The organism is Methylobacterium endophyticum, from assembly GCF_050591105.1.
GTDB lineage: Bacteria > Pseudomonadota > Alphaproteobacteria > Rhizobiales > Beijerinckiaceae > Methylobacterium.
Genome location: NZ_JBNHES010000010.1, coordinates 56483 through 81451, shown reverse-complemented (window position 1 = coordinate 81451; position 24969 = coordinate 56483). Strand labels below are relative to the sequence as shown.

Below are 24969 nucleotides of genomic sequence, written 5' to 3'. Positions count from 1 at the left end.
GCCATCAACCGGCGAGGAGGTCCCGGATGCGGGCCGCCAGGGCCTCCACCACGAAGGGTTTGGTGAGCACCTCCATGCCGGGCTCGAGATGGCCGTTGCCGACCACGGCGGTCTCGGCATAGCCGGTGATGAACAGCACCTTCAGCTCCGGCCGCGTCACTCGCGCGGCGTCGGCCATCTGGCGGCCGTTCATGCCGCCGGGCAGCCCGACATCCGTCACCAGCAGGTCGATGCGCGCGTCCGTGCGCAGCAGATTCAGGCCGGCCGCGCCGTCTGCCGCCTCGATCGCGGTGTAGCCGAGATCCTCCAGGACCTCGGTGACGAGCATGCGCACGGTGGGCTCGTCGTCGACGACGAGCACCGTCTGCCCCCGTTCGGCGCGCGGCGCGGCCGAGGGGTCGGGCGCCGGCCCGTAGGCTTCCTCCGGCCCGTGATGGCGCGGCAGATAGAGGGACAGGGTGGTGCCTTCCCCGACCTCCGAATAGATCCGCGCCTGCCCGCCCGACTGCCGGGCGAAGCCGTAGATCATCGACAGGCCGAGGCCCGTGCCCTGGCCCATGGGCTTCGTGGTGAAGAAGGGCTCGAACGCCTTCGCCGCGATCTCCGGCGTCATGCCGGTCCCGGTATCGGTGACGCTGAGGGACAGGTACGGGCCGGGCTCGAGGTCGCGCTCGCCCGCGCCGCGCGGGTCGAACCAGACGTTGGCGGTCTCGATGGTGATGCGGCCCCCGTCCGGCATGGCGTCGCGGGCGTTGATGCAGAGGTTGAGCAGGGCGTTCTCGAGCTGGCCGGTATCGACGCGGGCCGTCCAGAGGGCGTCGTCGGCGGCGACCTCCAGGGTGATCGCCGGCCCGATGGTGCGCCGGATCAGCTCCTCCATTCCCGCCACCAGCCGGTTCACGTCGGCGGGCTTCGGGTCGAGGGTCTGGCGGCGGGAGAAGGCGAGCAGGCGGTGCGTCAGGGCGGCGGCGCGCCGGGCGGCCCCCTGCGCGGCGTCGACGTAGCGGTCGATCTCCGCGAGCCGGCCCTGGCCGATCCGGCTCTGCAACAGCTCCAGGCTCCCCGAGATGCCGGTGAGCAGGTTGTTGAAGTCGTGGGCGATGCCGCCGGTGAGCTGGCCCACCGCCTCCATCTTCTGCGACTGGCGCAGCGCCTCCTCCGCCGCGCGCAGGGCCTCGGCCTGCTCCTTTTCCGCGGTGACGTGGCGGCCGGTGGCGTAGATCAGATCCCCCTCGGGGGCGGCCACCCAGGACATCCAGCGATGCCCTCCCGCCCGGTGCCGGTAGCGGTTCTCGAAGACCGGGAGGTCGCGCTCCGTGGCCTCCTCAAGAGCCGCGCGGGTCGGCGGCAGGTCGTCGGGATGGATGAAGTCGAAGACGGAGCCGCCGATCATCTCCTCGGGCGCGAAGCCCAGGATCTTCGTCACGGCGGGGCTGACGGCGCGGAAGGTCCCCTTGGCGTCGATGACCACCATGAGGTCCTGGGAGACGCTCCAGGTGCGGTCGCGCTCGCGCGTGCGCTCCTCGACGCGCTGTTCGAGCAGCGCGTTCATCGCGCTGAGCCGGCGCTCGTCGCGCTTGCGCTCTGTGAGGTCGAGCATGGCGCCGATCATCCGCAGCGGCTCGCCGTGCTCGCCCCTCACCATGTAGCCCCGGTCGAGCACGTCGGCATAGCTGCCGTCCGCCCGCAGGAAGCGGTACTCGTGCTGCCACTCGGTGTCGGTGCCGGCGATGGCGGAGCGGATGTCGCCCTCCACCCGCGCGCGGTCCTCGGCATGGACATGGGCGATCCACCACTCGCCGGTGGGCTCCACCTGCGCGAGGTCGTAGCCGTAGGCGCTGTGCAGGGATTCGTTCCAGAGGACGTGGTTGCGAACGAGGTCCCAGTCCCAGATCGCGTCGTTGGTGGCGCGGGTGACGAGGCGGTATCGCTCCTCCGTGGCGCGCACGGCGAGCTCGGCCTCCTTGCGCGCGGTGACGTCCCGGACGCTGCCGACGAAGCGGACCGCCACCCCGTCCTCGACCATGGATTGCCCGCGCGCCGCGAGCCATCTCTCCTGTCCGTCGCGGATGCCCCGGACCCGGTACTCGATGTCGAACACCCCCGGCCCCGTCGGATCGAGGGCCGACAGCACGGCGGCGTCCGCCCTCTCGCGGTCGTCCGGGTGCAGGCCGCGCAGGAAGGTGGCCTCGTAGGAGACGGGGTCGTCCGGCCCGATGCCGAACAGCTCGCGCACCCGCCCGTCCCAGTTGAGGGCCCCGGTGCCGGGGATGAAGTCGAAGATGCCGATCCCCGTCGCCTCGACCGCGAGGCGCTGGCGCTCCTCGGAGACCGCCAGGGCCTGCTCGGCGCGGGCGCTGCGCTCGTCGCTGCCGCGCTGGACCGTACGGTCGCGCAGGATCCTGACGGAGCCGACCGGCGCGCCGTCCGCGCCGGCGAGCGGCAACGTCTCCCCGGCGGCGAGGATGCGCGCGCCGTCCTTGCGGCGATACCAGCGCTCGTCGGCGCCGCGGCCCCACTCCGGGGCGCGGCGGAGGATGCCCGCAGCCTCGTCCATGGGGGCCAGGACGATGTCGGCCGGCTTGCCGCGCATCTCCTCCTCGCTCCAGCCGAAGATCTGCTCCGCCCCGGCGTTCCAGCCGGTCACGCGCCCGTCGAGATCCAGGGTGAGGACGGCGCAGGGGGCGAGCGCCTCCGGCCGCGCCTGCTCCGGGCGGTCGGTCTGCGGATCGGACGGCGGGGGGCTGAGCTCGGGAATGTCGATGGGCCTGAGGGCTTGGACGCGGCGGGGCGAACCCGTTCCCTTATAGCCTAAATCCGGGATCCACCGCTCACGTTCCCGGTGATCGGCGCTCCGCGCGGCGGGATGCGCGGGCGGCCCGAGAACGATTGTTGCTACGGCGCCGCCGCTGTCGCCTCCGAACCCTGGAAGAGCCCCATCGTGTCAGAGCTGGAAGCCGCCGTCCGGGAGATCGCCGAGGAGATGCGCGGGCGCCTGGATCGCGGCGAGGTCGCGAGCTACATCCCGGAGCTGGCGCGGGCCGATGCGAACGCCTTCGGCCTCGTGGTCATCGACGCGGACGGCGCGGTCGCGGCGGCGGGAGACGCCGACGTGCCGTTCTCGATCCAGAGCATCTCGAAGGTCTTCACCCTGACGCTGGCGCTCGGCATGGTCGGCGACCGGCTCTGGCGCAAGGTCGGGCGCGAGCCCTCGGGCAGCCCCTTCAACTCCATCGTGCAGCTCGAGCGCGAGCGCGGCATCCCGCGAAACCCCTTCATCAATGCCGGCGCCATCGCCGTCACCGACGTGATCCTCTCGGGCCACCAGCCCCGCGAGGCGCTGGGCGAGATCCTGCGCTTCATGCAGTTCCTGGCGCAGGACCCCTCCATCGCCATCGACGAGGCGGTGGCGGCGTCCGAGGCGCGCACCGGCTTCCGCAACAGCGCGCTCGCCAACTACATGAAGTCCTTCGGCGTGATCGAGAACCCGGTGGACTTCACCCTGGGGGTGTATTTCCACCACTGCGCCATCGCCATGTCGTGCCGGCAGCTCGCCATGGCCGGGCGCTTCCTCGCGCATTCCGGCCGCAACCCCTCGACGGGCCATTCCGTCGTCTCGGCCGAGCGGGCGCGCCGCATCAACGCGGTGATGCTGACCTGCGGGCATTACGACGGCTCGGGGGAGTTCGCCTACCGGGTCGGCCTGCCCGGCAAGAGCGGGGTCGGAGGCGGTATCCTGGCGGTCGCCCCCGGCAAGGCATCCATCGCAGTGTGGTCGCCGGGCCTCGATGCCTCGGGCAACTCGCATCTCGGCCGGATCGCCCTGGAAGCCCTCACCAAGCGGCTCGGCTGGTCGATCTTCGGCCACTGACCTCGTCCCGTGACGCGCGCGGCCATCGGGGGGGCCGCCGACGCGTCGTCCGCTTTCTCTCGTCGGTCGCCTCTCGTGGGTCGCCCGGAGTCAGCCCTGGCGGTCGCCGGGTCTTGCGGTCTCGCGGATGGCGTCGCCGTGATACCAGCCGCCGAAATCCATCATGGGCGTGCGCTCGGCTTTCACCGCTGCCGGCGGGCTATCCGAGGTGCCGCCGGCGCCGCTCATGCGGGCCTTGACGGGGAAGACGTAGATTTTGGCAGTTTCCCGCCCGACGCTCGTAGTCATCGAATGGTCTCTCCTTTCCAAGCATTGTGCCTGAGACGCTAACGATAGGTATCGATTGCGCGGTTTGCACGCGCTTTGCGCGGCATGCGGGAAATTAGTTCATTCGCTGGCGTTTTATCGATCACGATAATCGCTGCCCGTTTCGGTGGCGGTGAATTTTTGTGCAGCGACGGCGGGCAGGCGCCGGATACGCGGCCGCGCCCTCGGCAGCGGCTCGCGAGGCGTTGGCATATGAAATGCTTTGGCGGCTTCGACGGAGGCGTCACGAAGCTGACGGGGCGTGCGCACACTTCGCTTCATTTTACTGACGAGAGACTCGCGATGACGAAGTACAAACTCGAGTACATATGGTTGGACGGCTACACGCCCGTGCCGAACCTGCGCGGAAAAACGCAGATCAAGGAATTCGAGAGCTTCCCGACCCTCGAGCAGCTTCCGCTCTGGGGCTTCGACGGTTCCTCCACGCAGCAGGCCGAGGGCGGCAGCTCCGACTGCATGCTCAAGCCCGTGCGCCACTTCCCCGACAGCACCCGCAAGAACGGCGTGCTCGTGCTCTGCGAAGTGATGATGCCGGACGGCAAGACCCCGCACCCGTCCAACAAGCGCGCCACCATCCTCGACGACGACGGCGCCTGGTTCGGCTTCGAGCAGGAATACTTCTTCTACAAGGACGGCCGCCCGCTCGGCTTCCCCGCCTCCGGCTACCCGGCCCCGCAGGGCCCCTACTACTGCGGCGTCGGCTACAAGGAAGTCGGCAGCATCGCCCGCAAGATCGTCGAGGAGCATCTCGACCTCTGCCTCGACGCCGGCATCAACCACGAGGGCATCAACGCCGAGGTAGCCAAGGGCCAGTGGGAGTTCCAGATCTTCGGGAAGGGCTCGAAGAAGGCCGCCGACGAGATGTGGGCCGCCCGCTACCTGCTCCAGCGCCTCTGCGAGGGCTACGGCATCGACGTCGAGTACCACTGCAAGCCGCTCGGCGACACCGACTGGAACGGCTCCGGCATGCATGCCAACTTCTCGACGGACTACCTGCGCCAGACCGGCGGCAAGGAATATTTCGAGAAGCTCATGGCCGCCTTCAAGGACAACCTCGAAGAGCACATCGCGGTCTACGGCCCCGACAACCACATGCGCCTGACCGGCAAGCACGAGACCGCCGCGATCAACCAGTTCAGCTACGGCGTTGCCGATCGCGGCGCCTCGATCCGCGTGCCCCACAGCTTCGTCAACAACGAGTACAAGGGCTATCTTGAGGATCGCCGTCCCAACAGCCAGGGGGACCCCTACCAGATCGCCTCGCAGATCCTGAAGACCATCGCCTCCGTCCCCACCTCGGCGAGCGTCTCGGCCGCCGCTTGAGTGTAGGCATCGATCGGTGAACGAAGCGGCGCGGTCCTCTCGGAGGGCCGCGCCGTTTCGCGTCAGGGGCGCCGCGCCGGCCTGCGGGGGCCGGCGGGCCGTGCTCCCGCTTCAGCGCGGGTGGCGATCCAGATGACGTGGCGGCGGCCTCCGCCCCGTCCGTCGGCCCGCGCGCGCATCTCCTCGACGGCGAAGCCCGCGCGCCGCAGGCGTCCGGCGAAGGCGGCGTCCGGCCCCTGCGACCAGACCCCGAGCAGGCCCCCCGGCCGCAGCGCCGCCCGCGCCTCGGCGAGGCCGCCGGCCTCGTAGAGGCGGTCGTTCTCCCGCCGGGTCAGCCCCTCGGGGCCGTTGTCCACGTCGAGCAGGATGGCGTCGAGGCGGCCGGTTTCGGCGCGGATCACGGCGCCGACATCGGCCACGCGCAGGTCGGTTCTGGGATCGTCCAGGCATCCCGCGAAGAGATGCGCCAGCGGGCCGCGCGCCCAGGCCGCGACGGCCGGGACCAGCTCGGCCACCACCACCCGCGCCCGCGGCCCGAGCCCGCCGAGGGCGGCGCGCAGGGTGAAGCCCATGCCGAGCCCGCCGATGAGCATCCGCGCCGCCGGCCGGTCCTTCAGCCGCTCGCAGGCGATATCGGCCAGCGCCTTCTCCGAGCCGCTGAGCCGGCTGTTCATCAGCTCGGTGGCGCCGGCGAGGATGGAGAACTCGTCGCCCCGCCGCCGCAGGCGCAGGGTCTCGCCTTCGCCCGGAACCGGGCCCTCGTCGACATCGACCCAGGGGATCATGCGCGTCCTCGCTGCTCGCGGCGGGGATGACGGGGATCGCACGCTCCCGCAAGCCCTCGCCGACCCTTGCGCCGGACCCCTGCGCCGGCCGCGCGGATAGCATGGAAGCCGGGGACACGCGCCGCGCGGGCCCGCGCGCGCTCTTGCGGAGAGGGGCCGCCGCGCACGACACTGGCCGATCCCCGGAGCATCCTCCGGGCATCGGGATGCGGAGAACGACACGCGTGGGACAGGACGCATGAGGACCGCTCTCTCGCCGGATGCCGCCGCCGCCCGCGTCCCGGACGGCGCCGCCGTCATGATCGGCGGCTTCATGGGGGTCGGCTCGCCCCACCGGGTGATCGCGGCCCTCGTCGCGCGCGGGGCCCGCGACCTCACGGTCATCGCCAACGACACGGCGCGGCCGGGCGTCGGCATCGGGCGGCTGATCTCCGCCGGCTGCGTGCGCCGGGTGGTCGCCTCGCATATCGGCACCAATCCCGAGACGCAGAAGCTGATGCTGGCCGGCGCGCTCGAGGTCGAGCTGGTGCCGCAGGGGACGCTGGCCGAGCGCATCCGGGCCGGGGGAGCGGGGCTCGGCGGCGTGCTCACCGCCACCGGCATCGGCACGGCGGCGGGGGAGGGACGCCAGATCGTGCAGGTGGCGGGCGTGGATTATCTGGTCGAGCCGGCGCTGCGGGCCGATATCGCGCTGGTGGCGGCGCGCAGCGCCGATTACGCGGGCAACCTCGTCTATTCGCTGACCGCGCGGAACTTCAACCCGCTGATGGCCATGGCCGCCGACGTGGTGGTGGCGGAGGCCAACGAAATCGTTCCGCTCGGCGTCCTCGCCCCCGACGTGATCCATACCCCCGGCGTCCTCATCGACCATCTGGTCGAGCGCCCGCAGCTCGTGTGAGGAGGCGCCACATGGACGCCAGAGAACTCATCGCCCGGCGCGTCGCGCGGGAACTGCACGACAACACCCTGGTCAATCTCGGCATCGGCCTGCCGACGCAGGTCGCCTGTTACGTGCCCGAGGGCCTGCGGGTCTATTTCCAGTCCGAGAACGGCATCATCGGCTTCGGCGCCCGCCCGCCCGAAGGCATGGAGGACGTGCACCTGACCGACGCCGGGGGCGCCTTCGTCTCGGCCCTGCCGGGGGCGGCGGCCTTCGATTCCGCCATGTCCTTCGCCTTGATCCGGGGCGGGCATCTCGACATGACCGTGCTCGGCGGCCTTCAGGTCGACCGCCACGGGTGCCTCGCCAACTGGATGGTGCCGGGCCGGATCGTGCCGGGCATGGGCGGCGCCATGGATCTGGTCAGCGGCGCGCGCCGCGTCGTCGTGGCCATGAACCACACCCAGAAAGGCGACCCGAAGATCGTCGACACGCTCACCCTGCCGCCCACGGCGCTGCGCCCGGTGACGCTCGTCGTCACGGACATGGCGGTGATCGAGCCGACCCCCGAGGGGCTGGTGCTGCGCGAGATCGCGCCGGGCCTCTCCGTCGACGCGGTGCTCGCCGCGACGGCCACGCCGCTGCGGATCGCCGAGGATCTGTGCGAGATGCGGGTCTAGGACGCCGCGATCCGCCGGAACGGCCCTCAAGCCGCCAGCCGGCGCAGGACCAGCACGGCGAGCCCCAGGCTCATCAGGCTCCAGGACACGGCCGGCGAGAGCACGGCGCGGGCGAGCCGGTTGTCCGGCCGGTAGCCCAGCCCGACCACGAAGGCGCCGGAGACGCCGAGCAGCAGGACCGGCAGCAGCGCGTGCTCCACCGGCCCCAGCCGGCTCCCGAGGATGCGCGGATGGAGCAGCAGCACCGCCGACAGCGAGAGGGCGGCGGCGAGGGAGGCGGCCCTAGACGCGGGTGCGGTCGCCATCGCCGGTCCTGGGCGCGGGCGCGAGGGCCCTCACGGGCTGGGCCTCGAGCCAGAGGGCGTTGAGGATCGCGAAGGAGCAGGCGAAGCCCACGCCGAGGACCCAGGCGAAATACCACATCGTGCGCTCCTTCAGCGGTCTCAGTAAACGGCCTTGCCCTGGGCCTCGACCCAGGTTTCGGTGACGCGCCCGCGCAGCACCCGGTAGACCCAGGCGGTGTAGGCGAGGATCAGCGGCAGGAAGATCAGCGTCGCCACGAGCATGATCAGCAGCGTGGTCCGGCTCGACGAGGCGTCGAACACCGTCAGCCCCGCGTTCGGATCGAGCGAGGAGGGCAGCAGGAACGGGAACAGGCTGAGGCCGGCGGTCGCCACCACCCCGGCGACGGCGGTCCCGCTCGCCACGAAGGCGAGCCCCGGCCGGCCGCGGACGACGAGCAGGGCCGCCAGCGCGGTGGCGGCGTAGGCGAGGGCGGGCGCCGCGAGGGTCCAGGGATGCAGGACGTAGTTCGCCAGCCAGGCGCCGGTCTGCGTCGCGACCTGCTTCGCGAGCGGGTTGGAGGGCGCGTTCCCCCCGGCCCCGTGCAGGACGGCATGGCCCGCGACGCCGAAGGCCACGTAGAAGCCGGCGATGGTGAACAGCAGGCCGAGCGCGAGCCCGGCCTTCCGGGCGATGCGGGCCGCGCGGGCGGCCACCGGCCCGTCCGCCTTGAGCGCCAGATAGGTGCCGCCGTGGAGGGTCAGCATGGCGACGCTCACCAGCCCGCAGAGCAGGGCGAAGGGGTTCAGCAATCCCAGGAGCGTGCCCTCGTAGGTCAGGCGCAGGTCGGCGTCGAAGCGGAAGGGCGCGCCGACGAAGGCGTTGCCGACGGCGACCCCGAAGATCAGCGCCGGCACCAGACCGCCGACGAAGAGCGCCCCATCCCAGACCGCGCGCCAGCGCGGGGAGGCGAGCTTCGAGCGGAACTTGAAGCCGACCGGGCGCAGGATCAGCGCGCACAGCACCAGGAACATCGCGAGATAGAAGCCGGAGAAGGCGACCGCGTAGAGCGGCGGCCATGCGGCGAAGATCGCCCCGGCGCCGAGGATGAGCCAGACCTGGTTGCCCTCCCAGACCGGGCCCACCGTGTTGATGGCGACGCGCCGCTCGAGGTCGGTGCGGGCGACGAAGGGCAGCAGCATGCCGACCCCGAGGTCGAAGCCGTCCATGACGGCGAAGCCGATGAGCAGGGCGCCGAGCAGCGCCCACCAGATCAGCCGCAGGGTCTCGTAGTCGAGGGTCATCGCGCGTCTCCGGGAGGGGCTATTCGGCGGCGGCCGGCAGCGGCACGACGCGTGCGCCGGGCGTCGTTCCGAGGATCGCGTCCGGTCCGAGGCGGATGGTCTTCGTCATCAGGTAGAGGTCGACGACGAGGAGCACCGAATAGAAGGCGACGAAGCCGACGAGCGTCGTCCAGACATTGGCCGCCGAGATGCTCGACACCGCGAGGAAGGTCGGCAGCACGCCCTCGATCACCCAGGGCTGGCGCCCGACCTCGGCCACGTACCAGCCGAGCTCGGCCGCGACCCAGGGCAGCGGCAGGGCGAGCAGCGCCGCCCACAGGAAGGCCCGGTGCGTGTCGAGCCGGCGCCGGCAGGCGAGCCAGAAGGCCAAGCCGAACAGGGCGATGAACAGGAAGCCCAGGCCCACCATGATGCGGAAGCTCCAGAACAGCGGCGAGACCGGCGGCACCGTCGACCACGCGGCCTGCGCGATCTCGGCGTCGGTGGCGGCCAGGATGTCGGGCCGGATCTTCTTCAGGAGCAGGGCGTGGCCGAGATCAGCGGCGCCCGCTTCGAGGCGGGCGCGGGCGGCCGCGTCGGTGCGGTCGCGCTTGAACGCTTCCAGCCCCTCGTAGGCGCGCAGGCCCGTGCGGATGCGGGTCTCGGCACGGGCCACGAGCTCGCCGATGCCGGGCACCTCCTTGTCGAGGGAGCGCGTCGCGATGAGCCCCAGCATCCAGGGCACCTTCACCTCGTAGGCGGTGCGCCGCTCCTCCAGGTTCGGCAGGCCGAAGAGCGTGAAGGAGGCGGGCGCGGGTTCGGTCTCCCACATCGCCTCGATGGCGGCGATCTTCATCCTCTGGTTCTCGCCGGCGGTGTAGCCGCTCTCGTCGCCGAGCACGACGACGGAGAGCGCGGCGGCGAGCCCGAAGCTCGCGGCCACCGTCATCGAGCGCTTGGCGAGGTCGACATGCCGGCCGAGCAGCAGGTAGAGCGCGCTCACCGAGAGCACGAACATCGATCCCGTCACGTAGCCGGCGCTGACGGTGTGCACGAACTTCGCCTGGGCGACGGGATTGAACAGCACGGCGGCGAAGTCCGTCACCTCCATGCGCATGGTGTCGGGGTTGAAGCGGGCGCCGACCGGATGCTGCATCCAGCCGTTGGCGATGAGGATCCAGAGCGCGGAGAGGTTCGAGCCGAGGGCCACGAGCCAGGTCACGCACAGATGGGCGACCTTGGAGAGCTTGTCCCAGCCGAAGAAGAACAGCCCGATGAAGGTCGCTTCCAGGAAGAAGGCCATCAGCCCTTCGATGGCCAGCGGCGCGCCGAAGACGTCGCCGACGTAGTGGCTGTAATAGGCCCAGTTCGTGCCGAACTGGAACTCCATGGTGATGCCGGTGGCCACCCCCATGGCGAAGTTGATCCCGAACAGCGTTCCCCAGAACTGCGTCATCCGCCGCCAGATCTCGCGGCCTGTCATGACGTAGACGCTCTCCATGATCCCGAGCAGCAGCGCGAGGCCGAGCGTCAGGGGCACGAACAGGAAGTGGTACAGGGCGGTGAGGCCGAATTGGAGCCGTGAGAGCTGCACGACGTCCATGGCTGCGGCGGTCATGGCAGGGGTCTCCGGTCGGGCATCGGTGGGGGCGCCGCGAGAAGCCGTTCCGCGACGCCGGTCTCCGTGATCCGCGGGCGGGCGGGGCCGAAGATCAGCAGGCCGGCGGCCAGGACGATCAGCGTCTTGACCGCGACCGCGACGGCGACCTCTCGGGCGAGGGGGTGCTGGAACATGGTGCCGCGATCCTCGCGGGCGGGCGGCGAGGCTGCCTTGATGTCGATCAAGCGCTCCGGGCTTTCCCGTCCGTCCCGCGCGCCGCCGATCCCGGAGGCCGTGCCGTGGAACGCAAGCTGTCCCGCCGGCGGATACGGTGCATCGCCCCCGATCCCCAGTACTCGGACGAAGTAGATTCGAGTTATTCCAATGTAATTGGTGCCGTTTCGGAGACAGGGCCGGAAGATCGCGGCGGTGGGCGTGATTTATCCCCGGCGGATCGTTGCGGGCGCCGGCCTCCGCTTCCTAAAAGCGCGACAGGGCATCCGAGGCGGATCGCCCGAGACCATGGACGGACGACGACCTTGACTCACGTGGAGGCGCGCTCGGCGCGAAACCGGCATCACCGCATCGCGCTCGCGGCGGCGATCGGGTTGGCGGCCGGATCCGGGGCCCCGGCGCTGGCGCAGGAGGCCGAGACCGCCCTGCGCGAATTGAGCGTGACGGGAATCGGGACCGGGAACGAGACGGCGTCGAGCCCCGTCGTCGGCTACCGCGCGTCGCGCTCGGCCACCGCCACGCGCACGGACACGCCGCTGCGCGACGTGCCCCAATCGGTCCAGGTGGTTCCGCGCGAGGTCATCGCCGACCGGCAGGACCAGCGTCTCACCGACAGCGTGACCACGGTCAGCAACGTCCAGCCGGCCGGCACCCTCCAGGGGCGGACGGACACCTTCGTCATCCGCGGCTTCAACACGCAGACCTACGCCATCGACGGCGTCCTGCTGAACCAGGCGAGCAACTTCTACACGGTGCAGCGCGACCTCGCCGACGTGGAGCGCATCGAGGTGCTGAAGGGGCCGGCCTCCGTGCTCTACGGGCGCGGCGAGCCCGGCGGCCTCATCAACGTCGTCACCCGCCGGCCGAGCCTGGTGCCCTCGGCCGATGCCAGCGTGCAGGGCGGCAGCTTCGGCTTCCGGCGGGTCCAGGGTTCGGTCTCGGCCCCCGTCGCGGGCGTCGAGGGGCTGGCCGGCCGGCTGAGCTTCTCCGCACAGACCGACCCGACCTTCCGCAACTACGGCGACCGCGAGAACATCCGCCAGTTCATCGCCCCCGCCTTCACCTGGAACCCGACCCCCGACACGCGGGTCTATTTCGTCGGCGAGTTCACCAAGCAGGACAGCCAGTACGACGAGGGCCTGATCGCCCGGAACGGACGCGTCCCGCTGGACAACGTCGCGCGCTTCTACGGCGAGCCCTATTCCCGCTACAACGCCGCAGCCAATTTCGGCCTGCTGCGCGTCGAGCACGATTTCAACGAGAACCTGATGCTGCGGCAGGTGATCAGCGCGCAGGGCGGCGGGTTCGACCTGCTCGCCACCCGCGCCACCGGCTTCAACAACAACAACACCCTGGTGATGCGGCGCAGCACCACGGTCACCTCCAGCTACGCCTCGGTCGACAGCCAGACCGAGCTCGTCGGCAAGTTCGACTTGCTGGGCTTGCATCACACCGTGCTCGTCGGCTTCGAGTACACCAACGGCTACCGGCGCTCCATCACGAACCAGGGCAGCGTCGCCTCGGTGAGCTTCCTCAACCCGACCTTCGGGGCCCTGCCGGGCGCGCAGTCGCTCCAGTCGGATCTCAAGCAGAAGAACGAGCTGAACGGCCTCTACGTGCAGGACCAGATCGATCTCGGTCTCGGCCTGCAACTGCTCGTCGGCGTGCGCTACGACACGGGAACGCAGTTCTACTTCAGCCGCACGCCGAGCTCGCGCACCATCCCGCCGGATCAGGACCTGTCGGGGACCTCGCCGCGCGTCGGCCTCGTCTACCGGCCGGTGGACCCGCTGACGCTCTATGCGAGCTACTCGACCTCCTTCAAGCCGCAGACGGCCAACGTCCTCAACGTCTCGAACCCGGCCCCGGAGACGGGCGACCAGTACGAGGCCGGCGCGCGCCTCGACCTGAACCCCGCGCTGACGCTGAGCGCGGCGGCCTTCCGCATCACGCGCAACAACGTCGCCGTCTCCGATCCGGCCAATACCGGCTACTCGATCATCACCGGCCAGCAGCGCTCGGAGGGCGTCGAGGCGGACATCGCCGGCCAGATCCTCCCCGGCTGGAAGATCATCGGCGGCGTCGGTTATCTCGACGCAAGCATCACCAAGGACGTCAACACGGCCATCGTCGGCAACAAGCTGACCGCCGTGCCGGCCTTCAGCGGTAGCCTCTGGACCACCTACGAGTTCTCGGAAGGACCGCTGCGCGGCCTCGGCCTCGGCTTCGGCGCCACCCATGTCGGCAAGCGGGTCGGCGACCTGAACAACAGCTACACGGTCGGCGCCTATACCCGCCTCGACGCGGCGATCTACTACGACATCGACCAGAACTATCGCTTCGCCGTCAACATGCGCAACCTGACCAACGCGCGCTACATCGAGCAGCCCTTCAACCAGTTCAACAACATGCCCGGCGCGCCCTTCTCGGTGCTGGCCACGCTGACGGCGCGGATGTAGGCGGCCTCCGGCCGCGCGGGCGGGCTCCTCCCTTCAGGAGACCGTCCGCGCGCCGCCCGTGGCGACGGGCGCGCGTGCCGCCGCGTTGCGCCGGCTGCGGGCGCGCCGCCGCAGCACGTAGAGCGTCAGGCCGGTGGCCGCGAATCCCGGCATCAGCAGCGCGGCGAGGCAGAACACGAGCGCGAAGGCCTCTCCGAAGAAGCGCCCGCGATGGACTTCGAGCATGTTGCCGGCGATGCGCTCGCCGAGCGTCAGGTCCGCGTCGCGGGAGGCGGCGAGCGGCGCGCCGGTCGCTGCGTCGAACCGCGCTTCGTTGCGGGCGCCCGGCGCGTCGCCCTTCGCGATCCAGCGGATGCGGATCGCCTTGCCCTCGGGCCCCGGCAGCGTGACGACGGAGAGCGCCGCCTCGTGTCCCTCGCCGGACTGGAAGGCGGCGAGCGCGCGGTCGAGGGCCCCGGCCGGCCGCTTCGGGGACGGCTCGCCCGCGCCCGCCTTGCGGCCGCCCTCCCGCATGCGCGGCGCCTCTCCCGCCGTCTCGGTCGGCTTGCCGGTCAGCAGGCGGTTGGCGCCGTCCTTGAACCAGTCGTAGGACCAGGTGAGGCCCGTGAGCGCGATCACCAGATAGACCGGCAGCACCCAGGTTCCGACCACCGCGTGCAGCGACCACCAGCGCGGGCGTCCGGGGCGCGAGAGGCTCGGCTTGAGCCAGATCCGCCAGCGGTGGATCTGCGGCCAGCGCAGGTAGAGGCCGCTCGCCAGGAAGGCGAGCAGGGCGAGCGTGCAGGCGCCGGTGATGCTGCGCCCCCAGCCCTTGCCGTCGCCGGGGATGAGCAGCCAGCGGTGCAGCGCCCGGATCGTCGCGAAGGTCCCCTCGAGCCTCACCGGGCCGAGCACGGTGCCGTCATAGGGGTCGGCATAGACCGAGGCCGCACGGGCGCCGCCCTTGGGATCGCGGGCGAAGCGGACCCGGATGCTCGCGCTCGGAGCGTCCGAGAGGACGATCGCGCCGACCGTCCGTCCGGGGCCTTGCGCCTCGACGCGCGCCACCAGCGCCTCCGGCGACAGAAGCGGCGTCTCGCGGGCGGTCACCGTCATGCGGTCGCGATCCGCGAGATCGGTGAGCGCCTCCTCGTAGCTGAGGAGAGCCCCCGTGACGCCGACCAGCGCCAGGACCAGCCCGGCGGTGAGGCCCAGCAGCCAGTGCAGGCGGAACAGGATGGTGCGCAGGGAGGGAAGCGACGCGAGCATGGCTGCGGGGGTCTCGTGGACCGGATCGGGCCGGCCCGTCCGCGTTGCGCGAAGGTCGACGCGATCCGGCCCGTCTGTCCGGACGAAGGGCCTCGGCGGCGGAGCGCGGGAGGGCGCCCGCGCCTCGGCCGCAGGAGATGCCCGTATCGCAGCGCGCGGCGCCCGCGCCAAGAGTGCTGCCAGTGCCAAGGCGCCGCCGAGGGGTCAGCCCGTCGTCCCGGTCCACCAGCGGCGGACCAGGAACCGCACGCTGGCCGCCAGCCAGTCGAGGAACTCCGCCTCGCGCGCCGGATCGCCGCCATCCACCCAGCCGAGATAGGCGTCGAGCAGGAGGCTCGACACCATCCGCGCCAGCATCGCCGGCTCCCCCGGCATCGCCCCCGGCTCGCCCAGCGCCTCGCGGATGCGCTCGATCGTGCGCTCGGCGAGGACCGCGTGCAGATGCTCCACATGCCGGCCGAAGCGGGGATCGTGCGGTGCCTGGCGCAGCAGGACCCGGAGGGCGGCGCGCTTGCGCCGCGCCAGCGCCAGGGTGTGCGGCAGGCGCTCGGTCCACCAGCGCGCCGGCATGGCGTCGACCCCGAGCAGGGCCTCGACCATGTCGTCGAGAACCGCGTCGATCAGCGCGTCCTTCGATCCGAAATAGCGATAGAGCACGACCTTCGCGACGCCGGCCCGCTCGGCGATGGCGTCGATGGTGACGCTGCGCAGGCCATGCGCGTCGAGCGCCTCCGCCGCCTGCGCGAGCAGCAGCGCGCGCCGGTGGCTGCGATGGTCGTCGAGCATGTCCGCGTAGGTGCCGGCCATGGCGTGACAGTGGTTCATGGACCATATAGTTACAAGCTGTTACCAGACAGTAACGGCCCTCAAGCCGGGCATGAGGAAGGGAGCGGCGCGGCATGAACGGGATGAGGTTTCTGGCGGCCTGCGGCATGATCGCGGCGACTCTCACGGCGGCGCAGGCGCGGCCCCGGTTGCTGGACCGGCTGCTGGGCGCGCCCGCCGAACAATCCGAGACCACTGGCGGCGCGGTGGCGAAGACCCTGTCCGTCGGCGGACTGGAGCGCAGCTACCTGTTGCTCGACCACCGCCGCGGCACCGGGCCGGCGCCGCTGGTGATCGTTCTGCACGGCGGCGGCGGCAGCCCCGAAACGATGATCCCCCGCTGGGAGGCACGGGCGCGCGCCTCGGGGCTGGTGGTCGCCGCGCCGAAGGGAATCGGCCGCAACGACCGGATGGGCACCTGGAACGCCGGCGGCTGCTGCGGCGAGGCGGTGGCGCGCGGAGTGGACGACGTCGGCTTCGTCGCGGCGGTCATCGACGACGTGGCCCGGCAGGTGCCCATCGACGGGCGGCGCGTCTACGTCGCGGGCTTCTCCAACGGCGGCATGCTCACACACCGTGTCGCCATCGCGCTCGGCGACCGCATCGCGGCGGCGGCGGTCGTCTCCGGCGCCCTGTTCGGCAACGAGCCCGCGCCGCGCGCCCCCGTCCCGATGCTCATCATGCATGGCGAGCAGGATCCCGTGGTCGGTTTCGAAGGCGGGATGAGCGGGACCGGATTCGTCGCCAGGGCCCAGACGCTCCGGTTCGAGCCCGTCCGCCACGCGGTGGATTTCTGGCGCGCGGCGAACGGCTGTGCGCGCCCGGCTTCCGTCACCCGCCAGCCCGGCCTGACGACGGAGACCGGCACCGGCTGCCGGGGCAATGCCGACGTCGTGTTCCTCGACTTGCCGCAGGGCGGCCACGGCTGGCCGGGATCGGGAGGCCGCCTCGCCGGAGGCGCCGCCGGCACCGCGCCGATCGACGCCACGGACACCATCTGGACCTTCTTCAAGGCGCACGCCCGGTAGCCGGCGACCGTCGCGGGGGCCTGTGCGGCCCCCTGGGGGAGAACAGACATCCCGGCGTCTCCACCCGGTCGTCACGCCGGGCTCACCGTTCGAGCGCCTCGATATTCGCCAGGACGCGCGCGAGCAGGGACACGAGGGTGTCGACCTCCTCGGGCGACAAGCCTTTCGTGATGTCGGCATTGCCCTGCCGCAGCACCGCGCGGCCGGCCGGCAACCGTCCGAGCGCGTCGTCCGTCAGCGATATGAAGCTCGATCGCTTGTCGCGGGGGTCGGGCTCGCGCTTGACCAAGCCGTCGCGCTGCATCCGGGCCAGCATCTGCGCCATGGTCGGCTGCTCGACCTTCGACAGGCGCGCGAGCTCCGTCTGCGACAGCCGTTGCCCGTCCTTCAGCGCCGCCAGCACCGGCAACTGCGCCGTGGCGAAGCCGAGGGGGCGCAGCCGCGCGTCGCCGATCCGGCCGAGCCCCCGCGCGATCCGGGCGACGTAATGGCCCGGCTGGCGAAGGGGCTCCCAGACGTCATCGTCGCCGGCCATTGCATAGGCTCCTATGTTCATGTAGATAGGAACCTATGTAGATGGAGCTCGATGACGTGGCAATGGATCGGATAGCGATCGTCGGCGGCGGCCCCGGCGGCCTGATGCTGGCGCGGCTGCTGCAACTGCGCGGTGTCTCGCCCGTCGTGCTGGAGCGCGATGCGCATGCCGGGGAGCGGCCGCAGGGCGGATCGCTCGACCTGCATGGGGAGACCGGCCAGCGCGCCATGCGGCTCGCGGGCCTGGAGGCGGAGTTCGCGGCCGCGGCCCGCCCCGAGGACCAGGGGGACCGGCTCTACGATGTCGACGGCAGCTTGCTGTTCGACCGCGACGAGCCCGGCGACGACCGGCCCGAAATCGACCGGACGCTCCTGCGCCAGATCCTTCTGGACGCGCTGACGCCCGGCACGGTGCGCTGGGGGCATCGCGTCGTCGCGATCGCGCCCACCGGCGGCGGCCATGAGGTGATCGGCGAGGGGTGGCGCGAGCGATTCGACGTGGTGGTCGGTGCCGATGGCGCGTGGTCGCGCGTTCGGCCGCTGCTCGGCGATGCCGCCCCGGCCTATGAGGGCGTCACGCTGGTCGAATTGGGCTTCGAGGTCGAGCGGCATCCCGCCATCGATGCGCTGACGGGCAGCGGCAAGCTGTTCGCGGTGGGCGACAACCGTGTCCTGATCACCCAGCGGAACGGGCTCGGCCATATTCGCGGATATGCCGGCCTGCGCCTGGGCGAGGCGGACGCGCGGCGCTGGCAGGCGCTGTCGCCGGAGGCGCTGCGCGCGGCCTTGCGTGAGGTCTTCGCCGGATGGGCGCCCGCGTTGAAGGCCATCTTCGAGACCGGGACGTTCATCGCGGTCCGTCCGCTCTACGCGCTTCCCATCGGGCACCGCTGGGCCAGCCGGCCGGGCCTCACCCTGCTGGGCGATGCGGCGCACCTGATGTCCCCGTTCTCCGGCGAAGGCGTGAATCTCGCCCTCGCCGATGCGGTCGATCTCGCCGAGGCGCTGACCTCGGGGAGCGGCTGGCGGGCCGTCACGGACTACGAGGAAGCCATGGCGGCGCGGGCCGCCATCGCCGCCGCGGGAGCCGCCCAGGGCCTCGACGGCGCGTTCTCGTCCGAAGGAGCGGGGCCGGTCCTGGAGCACTACAGAGCGCGCGTGAGCGGAAGCTGATCGCGCGGACGGCTCGGCGACGTCCTTCATGCGCTTGCGGAATCGCGAAGGACATGGGGGAGAGCCGGCAGGATCGGCTGCCTCGAGGCCCATCGCCTGAGCTCCGCGGAGACCCCGGAGCCCGCATGAGCCGCTCCTACTCCTAGCCCAACGCGCCGGGGGACCGGCATCCGCATCGAGATGATGTTCGGTCGGCCCTCGCCGGCATTTCGCCTAGCCTGGGGCGGCGATCTCCCGCAGCCAGCATGCTCCCGAGGTCGCGGCCCCGACTTTCGTCGCAAACGCATAGGGAGATCGAGCGACGACCTCGCCGCCGGCCGAGTGAATGAGCCACCGATAAGTCCCGTCAGGCCGCGTGTTCGCAACCACCGTGACGGTATAAGCTCGGCTGTTTGCTATCATTCGCCAGCATGCCACAGGCTCGTGCCCGAGCCTAATCCGACACTTGGCCGATGGCCTGCGCTCGAATGCTCGCCTGCGCCCGCTCACCCCGATGGCATCATTCTGCCGGCGCGCCGATGAATTGGACGGCCTCGCCCTGAACACCGTAAAGCGTCGTCGGCATCCCCACGGGGCGCTCGCCTCCACCCGAACACGGGGAGGCTCGATGCGATCAGGTGGCTGTCGGTGGCGTGCGCAGAGCGGCGGCGGTCGATCTGGCGGAGGGAGCGGGATTCGAACCCGCGATACGGTTTCCCGTATACACACTTTCCAGGCGTGCGCCTTCAACCACTCGGCCACCCCTCCGGGCCCGGACAGGAAACCGGGCGGCGCGCGCGGGGCGGCCGGCGATCTGTCTGCTGTCGGGCGCGGTGCTGTAGCCGCCGCTGCCGCCCGGCGCAAGCCTGCGGCGCCGATTCGGCTCCGTTCTCGTCGAACGGCGCCGGACATGGAGGCGGCGGAGCGCCCCGACCTGGCCGCCACGATCCCCGCCGGGGCGCCGGGACTTGCCGCGCCGCGGTGGCCGCCGGCGGCGCGACGGTGTTTCCCAGTCCCCGGCGAGACTTGGTCGGAACGGGCAGCGGACGGGGCCTGCGCACCCTGCTGCGGCACGGCGAAAAATACCTACGTAGACGGTCCTCGCACGGTCTTGCGCCGGCCGCCGGGCGGGGTACGGTGCCGCTCGCGTGACAGCGTTCGACGATTCTCCTCAACGACAAGGATGCTCCCATGTCCGAGACGATTCGTGTGAAGCCGACCCATGACGGCACCTACACCATCTATCGCGGCCCCGTGGCGCTGATCTCGGGCCTGACCCGGCTCCAGGCCGAGCGCTACGAAGCCAGCATCGCCCGCCAGAGCCGCGCGGCCCTGCCCCCGGAAGCCTGAGCGGACCTTTCCCGACGGCGGCGCCGGGCGTCGCTCACAGGAGTGCGGCCGGCGCCTCGCGAAGGGCCGCACCCTCCCCGAAATCCCCCAGAAGCAGCGGGCCGAAATCCACCACGGCGCCGTCCGGCCCGAGGCCGCGCTGGCGCGCGCTGATGACCGGGCGCTCGCCTGCCGTGTCGATGGCGTAGAGGAAATAGGCGGCGCGCCGCGCGGGCAGGCCGTGGTGGTTGCCCGGCCGCGCCGAGGCGGAGGGGCCGCCGACCACGGGTACCGCGCGCCCGTCCGGTCCGGGCATGTGCGCGACGCTGCCGATATGGTTGTGCCCGTGCAGGACCAGCTCCGCGCCGGCCCGGCCGATCATCGCCGTGAAGGCGGCGGCGTCCTTCAGCTCGCGCCCCGGCGTGGCGCCGCCCGGATGGGGCGGATGATGGATCATCACCACCCGGACGGGCCGCTCCGGTGTGCGCGCGAGGTCCTTCAGCAGGGTCTCCGCCGCCTCGATCTGCGCCGGTCCGAGGCGGCCGCTCGCCACGAAGGGCTTCGTCGGGATCGCCGAGGAGAGGCCGACCAGCGCCACCCGGCCGCGCCGGCGCAGATACGGGAAGCGGCCCTCGCCGCCGGAATCCCCCGCCGTCCAGGGGCCGCAGGCGGCCAGCAGCCCCTCGAGGGAGCCGCGCACATAGGCGTCGTGGTTGCCGGGCACGAAGCTGACCGTCTCCGGCGCCCCGAGCTCGCTCAGGAACTGGCGGGCGGTCTCCCACTCGCTCGGCAGGCCGATATTGCAGAGATCCCCCGTGCAGGCGACGTGGTCGGGCGCCTCCCGCCGGAGGTCGGCCACCAGGGCGGCGAGCACGGCCATGTCGTGGCTGCGCGAGCGCCCCCGGCGCCAGTTGGCATAGCCCGTCGCCCGCTTGCCGAGGAGCTGGCTCAGGCGCGGGCGCGCCAGCGGCCCGACATGCGGGTCGGTGAGATGGGCGAGGCGGAAGATCGGGATCGGTCCGGGCGCTGTCGTCATCGCTGGCGCCGCAATCGCGGCTCCGGGCGCCGAGGTCAAGCGCGCGCACGGCGTCTCAGGCGCTGCCGATGGCCATGCCCGCCAGCAGCACCAGCACGCCGCCCGCCACCACTTGCAGGGTCGCGCGCCAGAAGGGCGTGGCCATGTAGCGCGCGCGGATCGTCGCGATGGCGGCGAGCTCCACCGCCACCACGGCCACGGCGACGAGCGTCGCCAGGCCGAAGGCGTGCGGCCAGGCATCGGGGATGGCGAAGGGCAGCGTGTGGCCGAGGCCGCCGAGCGCCGTCATCGCCCCGCAGACGAGCCCGCGCGTCAGCGGCGCGCCGCGCCCGGTGATGCTGCCGTCGTCCGAGAGCGCCTCGGTGAAGCCCATGCTGATGCCGGCCCCCACCGATGCCGCGAGCCCCACGAGCAGGGTCGCCGCGTTGCTGTGCGTCGCGAAGGCGGCGGCGAAGATCGGCGCCAGCGTCGAGACCGAGCCGTCGATGAGCCCGGCCAGGCCCGGCTGGACATATCGCAGCACGAAGGTTTTTCGCGCCTCCGCATCCGCCTCCGCAAACTCAGCCGCCATCGCGCCGTTCCTGTTTAGATTCGTTCCAATCTACAGATTATAATAATTCTAATCAATAGCGGTTTTCCGAGAAGGACGGGGAGGGCTTTCGCTGCGGCGCGGTTGCGCGGACGGCCGGTTCGGAGCTAGAGAGCCGGCGACCGGCGCGGGCCTTTCCGCCGCCGGCCGGCGTCCCGCGTATCCGCCGATTCCGACATCCGGCCCCGTCGCGGCCATGCCGGCCCATCCGGGGTGTCAGAAGCGAGACATGAGCCTCGGCAAGCGCCTCCTCCGTCATCCGCTCGTCCAGCAGGCTCTCGGCCGCGTGGCGGCGGGCTATCTCGCGCTGGTGCGCCGCACGAACCGCTTCACGGTGGTGCCGGGCGATGCCGACCCGTGGCTCGACGCGCAGTCGCCCTTCATCGCCGGCATGTGGCACGGCCAGCACATCATGGTCTCCTTCGCCCGGCGCCGGCAGGACAGGGTCTCGACGATCATCTCGAGGAACCCGGACGGCAACATCAATACCATCGCCCTCACGACCCTCGGCGTGCGGGTGATCCGGGCCTCCGGCGCGCGGGGCCGGGTGGTGCGCGACGCGAGGGCGAAGGGCGGGGCCGAGGGCCTGCGCGCCATGCTGCGCGCCCTGAAGAACGGCGAGATCGTCGCCTTCAGCGCCGACGTGCCCAAGGTCTCGCGGGTCTGCGACGCCGGCATCCTGACGCTGGCGCGTTTCTCTGGGCGGCCGATCGTCCCCACCGCCGTGGTGACGAGCCGGCACATCCGCTTCAACTCCTGGGACCGGGCCTGCCTCGGGCTGCCCTTCGGGCGCGGCGCCATCGTCTTCGGCGAGGCGATCTTCGTGCCCCGCGAGGTCGACGACGAGACCTTCGAGGGGCTGCGCCGCCGGGTGGAGGCCGAGATGAACCGGGTCCATGACCACGCCTACACCCTCGTCGGGCGCCCCGACCGGGTGACGGGCAGGCTCGGCGAGGCGGCGGCATGAGGGCGCCTCCGCTGACCCTCGCGCTCAAGGCCTACCGCACCGGGCTCTATCTCGGCGAGCCGGCGGTGGCGGGGCTCCTCGCCTGGAGGGCGCGGAACGGCAAGGAGGATCCGGGGCGGATCGCCGAGCGCCGGGGGCTGGCGGGGCGCGCCCGCCCGGTGGGCTCCCTCGCCTGGATGCACGGCGCCAGCATCGGCGAGGCGCTCTCGCTGATCGGCCTCGTGGAGGGCATGATCGCGCGCGGCTTCTCCGTGCTCGTCACCACCGGCACCCGCAGCGCGGCCGAGCTGGTGGGCGCGCGCCTGCCGGCCGGCGCGGTCCATCAATACGTGCCTCTCGACGCGCCGCGCTGGGTCGAGCGCTTCCTCGACCACTGGCAGCCCGATCTCGCGCTGGTGGCCGAATCCGAGATCTGGCCCAACACGATCATGGCGCTGCATGCGCGCGGCATCCCGCTGCTCCTCGTCAACGGACGGATGTCGCAGCGCTCCTTCCGGGGCTGGGAGCGCTCGCCGCGCACGGCCCAGGCGCTGCTCGCGCGCATCGCCGTCTGCCTGACGCAGACCAAGGAGGACGCCGAGCGCTTCGCCCGGCTCGGCGCGCCGAGGGTGAGCGTCGTCGGCAACCTGAAATACGACGCGGCCATCCCCCCGGCGGACGGGCAGCAGCTCGACCATCTGCGCGACATGATCGGCGACCGCCCGGTCTGGGTGGCGGCGAGCACGCATCCGGGCGAGGACGAGCTCGTCATGCAGGTCCACGCGGCGCTGAGGGAGCGGCTGCCCCGCCTCCTCACCATCGTGGTGCCCCGCCACCCGCCGCGCGGGGCCGACGTGGCCGGCATCGCCGCCGCCGCCGGCCTGCGCACCGCGCGCCGGTCCGCCGGGGGCCGCCCGCACCCCTCCGTCGAGGTCTATGTCGCCGATACGCTGGGCGAGCTCGGCCTGTTCTACCGCTTGAGCCCGCTCGTCTTCCTCGGCGGCTCCATGGTGCCGCGCGGGGGCCAGAACCCGATCGAACCGATCCGGCTGGTCTCGGCGGTGGTACACGGGCCCCATACCCACAACTTCGCGCAGGTCTATCCGGCGCTCGACGCCGCCGGCGGGGCGCTGGCGGTGACGGACGGCGCCGGGCTCACGGCGGCCATCGGCACGCTGCTCTCGGACCCCCGCCGCGTCGCCGGCATGGCCGAGGCCGGCCAGCGCGCGCTCCATCCGTTCGAGGGGGCGGTGCAGCGCACGCTCTCGGTGCTCGATCCCTTCATCGCGCAGATGAAGCTCGCGGCCATGAAGCCCGTCGCGTGAGCCCCGCTTGAGGCCGCCGCGCTTCTGGGCCGCCACGCCCGCCCATCCCCTGGCGCGGCTGCTGTCGCCGCTGGGCGCCGCCTATGGAGGCCGCGCCGCCGCGCGCATGGAGCGCCCCGGCGCGCGGGCGGCGCTGCCGGTGGTCTGCCTCGGCAACTTCACCCTCGGCGGCGCCGGCAAGACCCCGGCCGCCCTCGCCGTGGCGGCGCTGCTGCGCGATCTCGGCCGCAAGCCCGCCTTCCTCAGCCGGGGGTACGGCGGCCGCATCGCCGGGCCGGCGGCGGTCGATCCCGCCGCGCATGGCGCGGGGGATGTCGGCGACGAGCCGCTGCTGCTCGCGGCCTGCGCCCCCACCGTCGTATCGCGCGACCGGGCCGCCGGGGCCCGGCTCTGCGCGGCGCTCGGCGCCGACGTGGTGGTGATGGATGACGGCCTCCAGAATCCGGGCCTGGCGAAGGACCTCGCGCTCGCCGTGGTCGACGCGGAGGCCGGCATCGGCAACGGCCTGCCCTTTCCCGCCGGGCCCTTGCGGGCGCCGCTCGCCCGGCAATGGCCCCATGTGGGTGGCCTGCTCCTCGTCGGCGAGGGCGCGGCGGGCGAGACCCTGGCGGAGGAGGCCGGACGGCGCGGGCTCCCCGTCCACCGGGCGCGGCTGCTGCCCGGCGCCCACGATCTCGGCGGCCGCCGGCTGCTCGCCTTCGCCGGCATCGGCCGGCCGGAGAAGTTCTTCGCGACCCTGCGCGGGATCGGCGCCGATCTCGCCGAGACGCGCGCCTTTCCCGACCACCACGCCTACCGGCCGCACGATCTCGCGGCGCTGGCCGAGGCGGCGGACCGGCTCGGCGCCGAGCTCGTCACCACGCAGAAGGACGCGGTGCGTCTGGCTCCCGACTTCGCGGCGCGGGTGCGCACCCTGCCCGTGGCCCTGCGCTTCGCCGACGAGGCGGCGATGCGCGCCGCGCTCGCGGCGGCCGTCGCGCTCAGGGTTGCGCGGGCTTGAGCCGGCTCATGATCGCGTCGGGGGAGGCGTAGGCCTCCTGGCGCTCGACGCTCCAGTAGCGCAGGTCGTCGAGGGGGATCGCCTCGCCGGTGACGGCGCAGCGCACGAAGCTGCCCGGCTTGACGACGCGCATGGTGCCGTCGCCGTATTCCACCATCGCCTCGCCGCTTGCGCCGCGCTCGTAACGCCCCAGCATCGCGCTTCTCCGTCTCGTCGTCCGAGCCGGTTTATGG

The 24969-nt window shown here is 71.9% G+C and carries 24 protein-coding genes, 1 tRNA gene and 2 pseudogenes; 11 read left to right on the top strand and 16 right to left on the bottom strand.

Features of this window, described 5'->3' with window-relative positions; translation table 11 throughout:
• Positions 1-4: 4 nt before the first annotated feature.
• Together ACP56T_RS12965 and ACP56T_RS12960 are read right to left on the bottom strand one after the other, a co-directional pair.
• Positions 5-2338 carry a PAS domain-containing protein gene (locus tag ACP56T_RS12965; RefSeq protein ID WP_430912614.1) on the bottom strand — a complete coding sequence of 778 codons (2334 nt, stop codon included), beginning with the start codon at positions 2336-2338 and terminating at the stop codon, positions 5-7.
• 48 nt (positions 2339-2386) lie between these two features.
• Positions 2387-2758 (bottom strand): annotated as a pseudogene (locus tag ACP56T_RS12960) (PAS domain-containing protein); the annotation flags it as partial.
• A 183-nt stretch (positions 2759-2941) separates the two neighbouring features.
• Between ACP56T_RS12960 and ACP56T_RS12955 the strand changes: the two are divergent.
• Positions 2942-3871 carry a glutaminase gene (locus ACP56T_RS12955; RefSeq protein ID WP_430912531.1) on the top strand — a complete coding sequence of 310 codons (930 nt, stop codon included), beginning with the start codon at positions 2942-2944 and terminating at the stop codon, positions 3869-3871.
• Between the two features lie 90 nt (positions 3872-3961).
• Here the strand turns inward: ACP56T_RS12955 and ACP56T_RS12950 are convergent, their stop codons facing one another.
• Positions 3962-4159, bottom strand: coding sequence for a DUF2735 domain-containing protein (locus ACP56T_RS12950; RefSeq protein ID WP_430912530.1), 198 nt, complete (start codon positions 4157-4159; stop codon positions 3962-3964).
• Positions 4160-4480: 321 nt separating this feature from the next.
• Here ACP56T_RS12950 and ACP56T_RS12945 point away from each other — a divergent pair, with 321 nt between their 5' ends.
• A complete protein-coding gene (locus tag ACP56T_RS12945; RefSeq protein ID WP_430912529.1) occupies positions 4481-5521 on the top strand; it encodes a glutamine synthetase beta-grasp domain-containing protein in 1041 nt (346 codons plus the stop codon).
• Positions 5522-5583: 62 nt separating this feature from the next.
• Here ACP56T_RS12945 and ACP56T_RS12940 read toward each other — a convergent pair whose 3' ends face one another.
• Complete coding sequence (locus ACP56T_RS12940) at positions 5584-6306, bottom strand: spermidine synthase (RefSeq protein ID WP_430912528.1); 723 nt, start codon at positions 6304-6306, stop codon at positions 5584-5586.
• A gap of 238 nt (positions 6307-6544) precedes the next feature.
• Between ACP56T_RS12940 and ACP56T_RS12935 the strand changes: the two genes are divergently transcribed.
• Positions 6545-7204 carry a CoA transferase subunit A gene (locus ACP56T_RS12935; protein ID WP_430912527.1) on the top strand — a complete coding sequence of 220 codons (660 nt, stop codon included), beginning with the start codon at positions 6545-6547 and terminating at the stop codon, positions 7202-7204.
• Positions 7205-7215: 11 nt separating this feature from the next.
• Positions 7216-7866, top strand: coding sequence for a 3-oxoacid CoA-transferase subunit B (locus ACP56T_RS12930; RefSeq protein ID WP_430912526.1), 651 nt, complete (start codon positions 7216-7218; stop codon positions 7864-7866).
• 26 nt (positions 7867-7892) lie between these two features.
• Here ACP56T_RS12930 and ACP56T_RS12925 read toward each other — a convergent pair whose 3' ends face one another.
• Genes ACP56T_RS12925 through ACP56T_RS12905 form a run of 5 tightly spaced genes read right to left on the bottom strand, consistent with a single transcriptional unit; the run spans position 7893 to position 11276 of the window.
• On the bottom strand, positions 7893-8171 hold the full coding sequence (locus tag ACP56T_RS12925) for a cyd operon YbgE family protein (protein WP_430912525.1): 279 nt from the start codon (positions 8169-8171) through the stop codon (positions 7893-7895).
• Positions 8149-8289: a cytochrome bd-I oxidase subunit CydX gene (cydX, locus tag ACP56T_RS12920; protein WP_430912524.1), complete on the bottom strand. Its 141-nt coding sequence runs from the start codon at positions 8287-8289 to the stop codon at positions 8149-8151. The genes ACP56T_RS12925 and cydX overlap by 23 nt, the downstream gene beginning before the upstream one ends.
• 20 nt (positions 8290-8309) lie before the next feature.
• Positions 8310-9452, bottom strand: a complete 1143-nt coding sequence (gene cydB / locus ACP56T_RS12915) for a cytochrome d ubiquinol oxidase subunit II (protein WP_430912523.1) — start codon at positions 9450-9452, stop codon at positions 8310-8312.
• A 19-nt stretch (positions 9453-9471) separates the two neighbouring features.
• Positions 9472-11049 (bottom strand): cytochrome ubiquinol oxidase subunit I, encoded by a 1578-nt coding sequence (locus ACP56T_RS12910; protein WP_430912522.1) that lies wholly within the window; start codon positions 11047-11049, stop codon positions 9472-9474.
• Entirely contained in the window at positions 11046-11276 is a 231-nt protein-coding gene (locus ACP56T_RS12905; RefSeq protein ID WP_430912521.1) for a hypothetical protein, read from the bottom strand. The genes ACP56T_RS12910 and ACP56T_RS12905 overlap by 4 nt, the downstream gene beginning before the upstream one ends.
• Positions 11277-11639: 363 nt before the next feature.
• Between ACP56T_RS12905 and ACP56T_RS12900 the strand changes: the two genes are divergently transcribed.
• Complete coding sequence (locus ACP56T_RS12900; protein WP_430912613.1) at positions 11640-13724, top strand: TonB-dependent siderophore receptor; 2085 nt, start codon at positions 11640-11642, stop codon at positions 13722-13724.
• A gap of 33 nt (positions 13725-13757) precedes the next feature.
• Here the strand turns inward: ACP56T_RS12900 and ACP56T_RS12895 are convergent, their stop codons facing one another.
• Together ACP56T_RS12895 and ACP56T_RS12890 are read right to left on the bottom strand one after the other, a co-directional pair.
• Positions 13758-14972 (bottom strand): PepSY-associated TM helix domain-containing protein, encoded by a 1215-nt coding sequence (locus ACP56T_RS12895; RefSeq protein ID WP_430912520.1) that lies wholly within the window; start codon positions 14970-14972, stop codon positions 13758-13760.
• Positions 14973-15176: 204 nt separating this feature from the next.
• Positions 15177-15797 carry a TetR/AcrR family transcriptional regulator gene (locus ACP56T_RS12890; protein ID WP_430912519.1) on the bottom strand — a complete coding sequence of 207 codons (621 nt, stop codon included), beginning with the start codon at positions 15795-15797 and terminating at the stop codon, positions 15177-15179.
• A 74-nt stretch (positions 15798-15871) separates the two neighbouring features.
• On the opposite strand from ACP56T_RS12890, the gene ACP56T_RS12885 reads away from it, so the two are divergent.
• Positions 15872-16825 (top strand): CE1 family esterase, encoded by a 954-nt coding sequence (locus ACP56T_RS12885; RefSeq protein WP_430912518.1) that lies wholly within the window; start codon positions 15872-15874, stop codon positions 16823-16825.
• Positions 16826-16907: 82 nt separating this feature from the next.
• On the opposite strand, the gene ACP56T_RS12880 is transcribed toward ACP56T_RS12885, so the two are convergent.
• Entirely contained in the window at positions 16908-17360 is a 453-nt protein-coding gene (locus tag ACP56T_RS12880; RefSeq protein WP_430912517.1) for a MarR family winged helix-turn-helix transcriptional regulator, read from the bottom strand.
• 62 nt (positions 17361-17422) lie between these two features.
• Between ACP56T_RS12880 and ACP56T_RS12875 the strand changes: the two genes are divergently transcribed.
• Positions 17423-18532, top strand: a complete 1110-nt coding sequence (locus ACP56T_RS12875) for an FAD-dependent oxidoreductase (RefSeq protein ID WP_430912516.1) — start codon at positions 17423-17425, stop codon at positions 18530-18532.
• 657 nt (positions 18533-19189) lie between these two features.
• Here the strand turns inward: ACP56T_RS12875 and ACP56T_RS12870 are convergent.
• A tRNA-Ser gene (locus ACP56T_RS12870) sits at positions 19190-19279 on the bottom strand.
• Positions 19280-19702: 423 nt separating this feature from the next.
• Here ACP56T_RS12870 and ACP56T_RS12865 point away from each other — a divergent pair.
• Complete coding sequence (locus ACP56T_RS12865; protein WP_430912515.1) at positions 19703-19861, top strand: hypothetical protein; 159 nt, start codon at positions 19703-19705, stop codon at positions 19859-19861.
• A gap of 34 nt (positions 19862-19895) precedes the next feature.
• Here ACP56T_RS12865 and ACP56T_RS12860 read toward each other — a convergent pair whose 3' ends face one another.
• Together ACP56T_RS12860 and ACP56T_RS12855 are read right to left on the bottom strand one after the other, a co-directional pair.
• Positions 19896-20849, bottom strand: coding sequence for a metallophosphoesterase family protein (locus ACP56T_RS12860; RefSeq protein WP_430912612.1), 954 nt, complete (start codon positions 20847-20849; stop codon positions 19896-19898).
• Positions 20850-20931: 82 nt separating this feature from the next.
• Positions 20932-21411, bottom strand: a pseudogene (locus ACP56T_RS12855) (VIT1/CCC1 transporter family protein); the annotation flags it as partial.
• 283 nt (positions 21412-21694) lie between these two features.
• Between ACP56T_RS12855 and ACP56T_RS12850 the strand changes: the two are divergent.
• The 3 genes from ACP56T_RS12850 to lpxK are packed head-to-tail and all read left to right on the top strand — an operon-like array spanning position 21695 to position 24736.
• The gene (locus ACP56T_RS12850) at positions 21695-22432 is read left to right on the top strand and encodes a lysophospholipid acyltransferase family protein (protein ID WP_430912514.1); all 738 of its coding nucleotides are present in this window, start codon (positions 21695-21697) and stop codon (positions 22430-22432) included.
• A complete protein-coding gene (locus ACP56T_RS12845; protein ID WP_430912513.1) occupies positions 22429-23736 on the top strand; it encodes a 3-deoxy-D-manno-octulosonic acid transferase in 1308 nt (435 codons plus the stop codon). The genes ACP56T_RS12850 and ACP56T_RS12845 overlap by 4 nt, the downstream gene beginning before the upstream one ends.
• Positions 23737-23743: 7 nt before the next feature.
• The gene (gene lpxK, locus ACP56T_RS12840; protein ID WP_430912512.1) at positions 23744-24736 is read left to right on the top strand and encodes a tetraacyldisaccharide 4'-kinase; all 993 of its coding nucleotides are present in this window, start codon (positions 23744-23746) and stop codon (positions 24734-24736) included.
• Here the strand turns inward: lpxK and ACP56T_RS12835 are convergent.
• Entirely contained in the window at positions 24717-24932 is a 216-nt protein-coding gene (locus ACP56T_RS12835) for a DUF2093 domain-containing protein (protein ID WP_430912511.1), read from the bottom strand. The two genes, lpxK and ACP56T_RS12835, sit on opposite strands and share 20 nt — an antisense overlap.
• Between the last annotated feature and the right edge of the window lie 37 nt (positions 24933-24969).

What these genes read in the sequence shown, in the direction of transcription:
- ACP56T_RS12950 (WP_430912530.1), bottom strand. Translation starts at nt 4,159, where the DNA reads ATGACTACGAGCGTCGGGCGGGAAACTGCCAAAATCTACGTCTTCCCC.
- ACP56T_RS12945 (WP_430912529.1), top strand. Translation starts at nt 4,481, where the DNA reads ATGACGAAGTACAAACTCGAGTACATATGGTTGGACGGCTACACGCCC.
- ACP56T_RS12940 (WP_430912528.1), bottom strand. Translation starts at nt 6,306, where the DNA reads ATGATCCCCTGGGTCGATGTCGACGAGGGCCCGGTTCCGGGCGAAGGC.
- ACP56T_RS12935 (WP_430912527.1), top strand. Translation starts at nt 6,545, where the DNA reads ATGAGGACCGCTCTCTCGCCGGATGCCGCCGCCGCCCGCGTCCCGGAC.
- ACP56T_RS12930 (WP_430912526.1), top strand. Translation starts at nt 7,216, where the DNA reads ATGGACGCCAGAGAACTCATCGCCCGGCGCGTCGCGCGGGAACTGCAC.
- ACP56T_RS12925 (WP_430912525.1), bottom strand. Translation starts at nt 8,171, where the DNA reads ATGGCGACCGCACCCGCGTCTAGGGCCGCCTCCCTCGCCGCCGCCCTC.
- cydX (WP_430912524.1), bottom strand. Translation starts at nt 8,289, where the DNA reads ATGTGGTATTTCGCCTGGGTCCTCGGCGTGGGCTTCGCCTGCTCCTTC.
- cydB (WP_430912523.1), bottom strand. Translation starts at nt 9,452, where the DNA reads ATGACCCTCGACTACGAGACCCTGCGGCTGATCTGGTGGGCGCTGCTC.
- ACP56T_RS12910 (WP_430912522.1), bottom strand. Translation starts at nt 11,049, where the DNA reads ATGACCGCCGCAGCCATGGACGTCGTGCAGCTCTCACGGCTCCAATTC.
- ACP56T_RS12895 (WP_430912520.1), bottom strand. Translation starts at nt 14,972, where the DNA reads ATGCTCGCGTCGCTTCCCTCCCTGCGCACCATCCTGTTCCGCCTGCAC.
- ACP56T_RS12890 (WP_430912519.1), bottom strand. Translation starts at nt 15,797, where the DNA reads ATGAACCACTGTCACGCCATGGCCGGCACCTACGCGGACATGCTCGAC.
- ACP56T_RS12885 (WP_430912518.1), top strand. Translation starts at nt 15,872, where the DNA reads ATGAACGGGATGAGGTTTCTGGCGGCCTGCGGCATGATCGCGGCGACT.
- ACP56T_RS12880 (WP_430912517.1), bottom strand. Translation starts at nt 17,360, where the DNA reads ATGGCCGGCGACGATGACGTCTGGGAGCCCCTTCGCCAGCCGGGCCAT.
- ACP56T_RS12875 (WP_430912516.1), top strand. Translation starts at nt 17,423, where the DNA reads ATGGATCGGATAGCGATCGTCGGCGGCGGCCCCGGCGGCCTGATGCTG.
- ACP56T_RS12865 (WP_430912515.1), top strand. Translation starts at nt 19,703, where the DNA reads ATGTCCGAGACGATTCGTGTGAAGCCGACCCATGACGGCACCTACACC.
- ACP56T_RS12850 (WP_430912514.1), top strand. Translation starts at nt 21,695, where the DNA reads ATGAGCCTCGGCAAGCGCCTCCTCCGTCATCCGCTCGTCCAGCAGGCT.
- ACP56T_RS12845 (WP_430912513.1), top strand. Translation starts at nt 22,429, where the DNA reads ATGAGGGCGCCTCCGCTGACCCTCGCGCTCAAGGCCTACCGCACCGGG.
- ACP56T_RS12835 (WP_430912511.1), bottom strand. Translation starts at nt 24,932, where the DNA reads ATGCTGGGGCGTTACGAGCGCGGCGCAAGCGGCGAGGCGATGGTGGAA.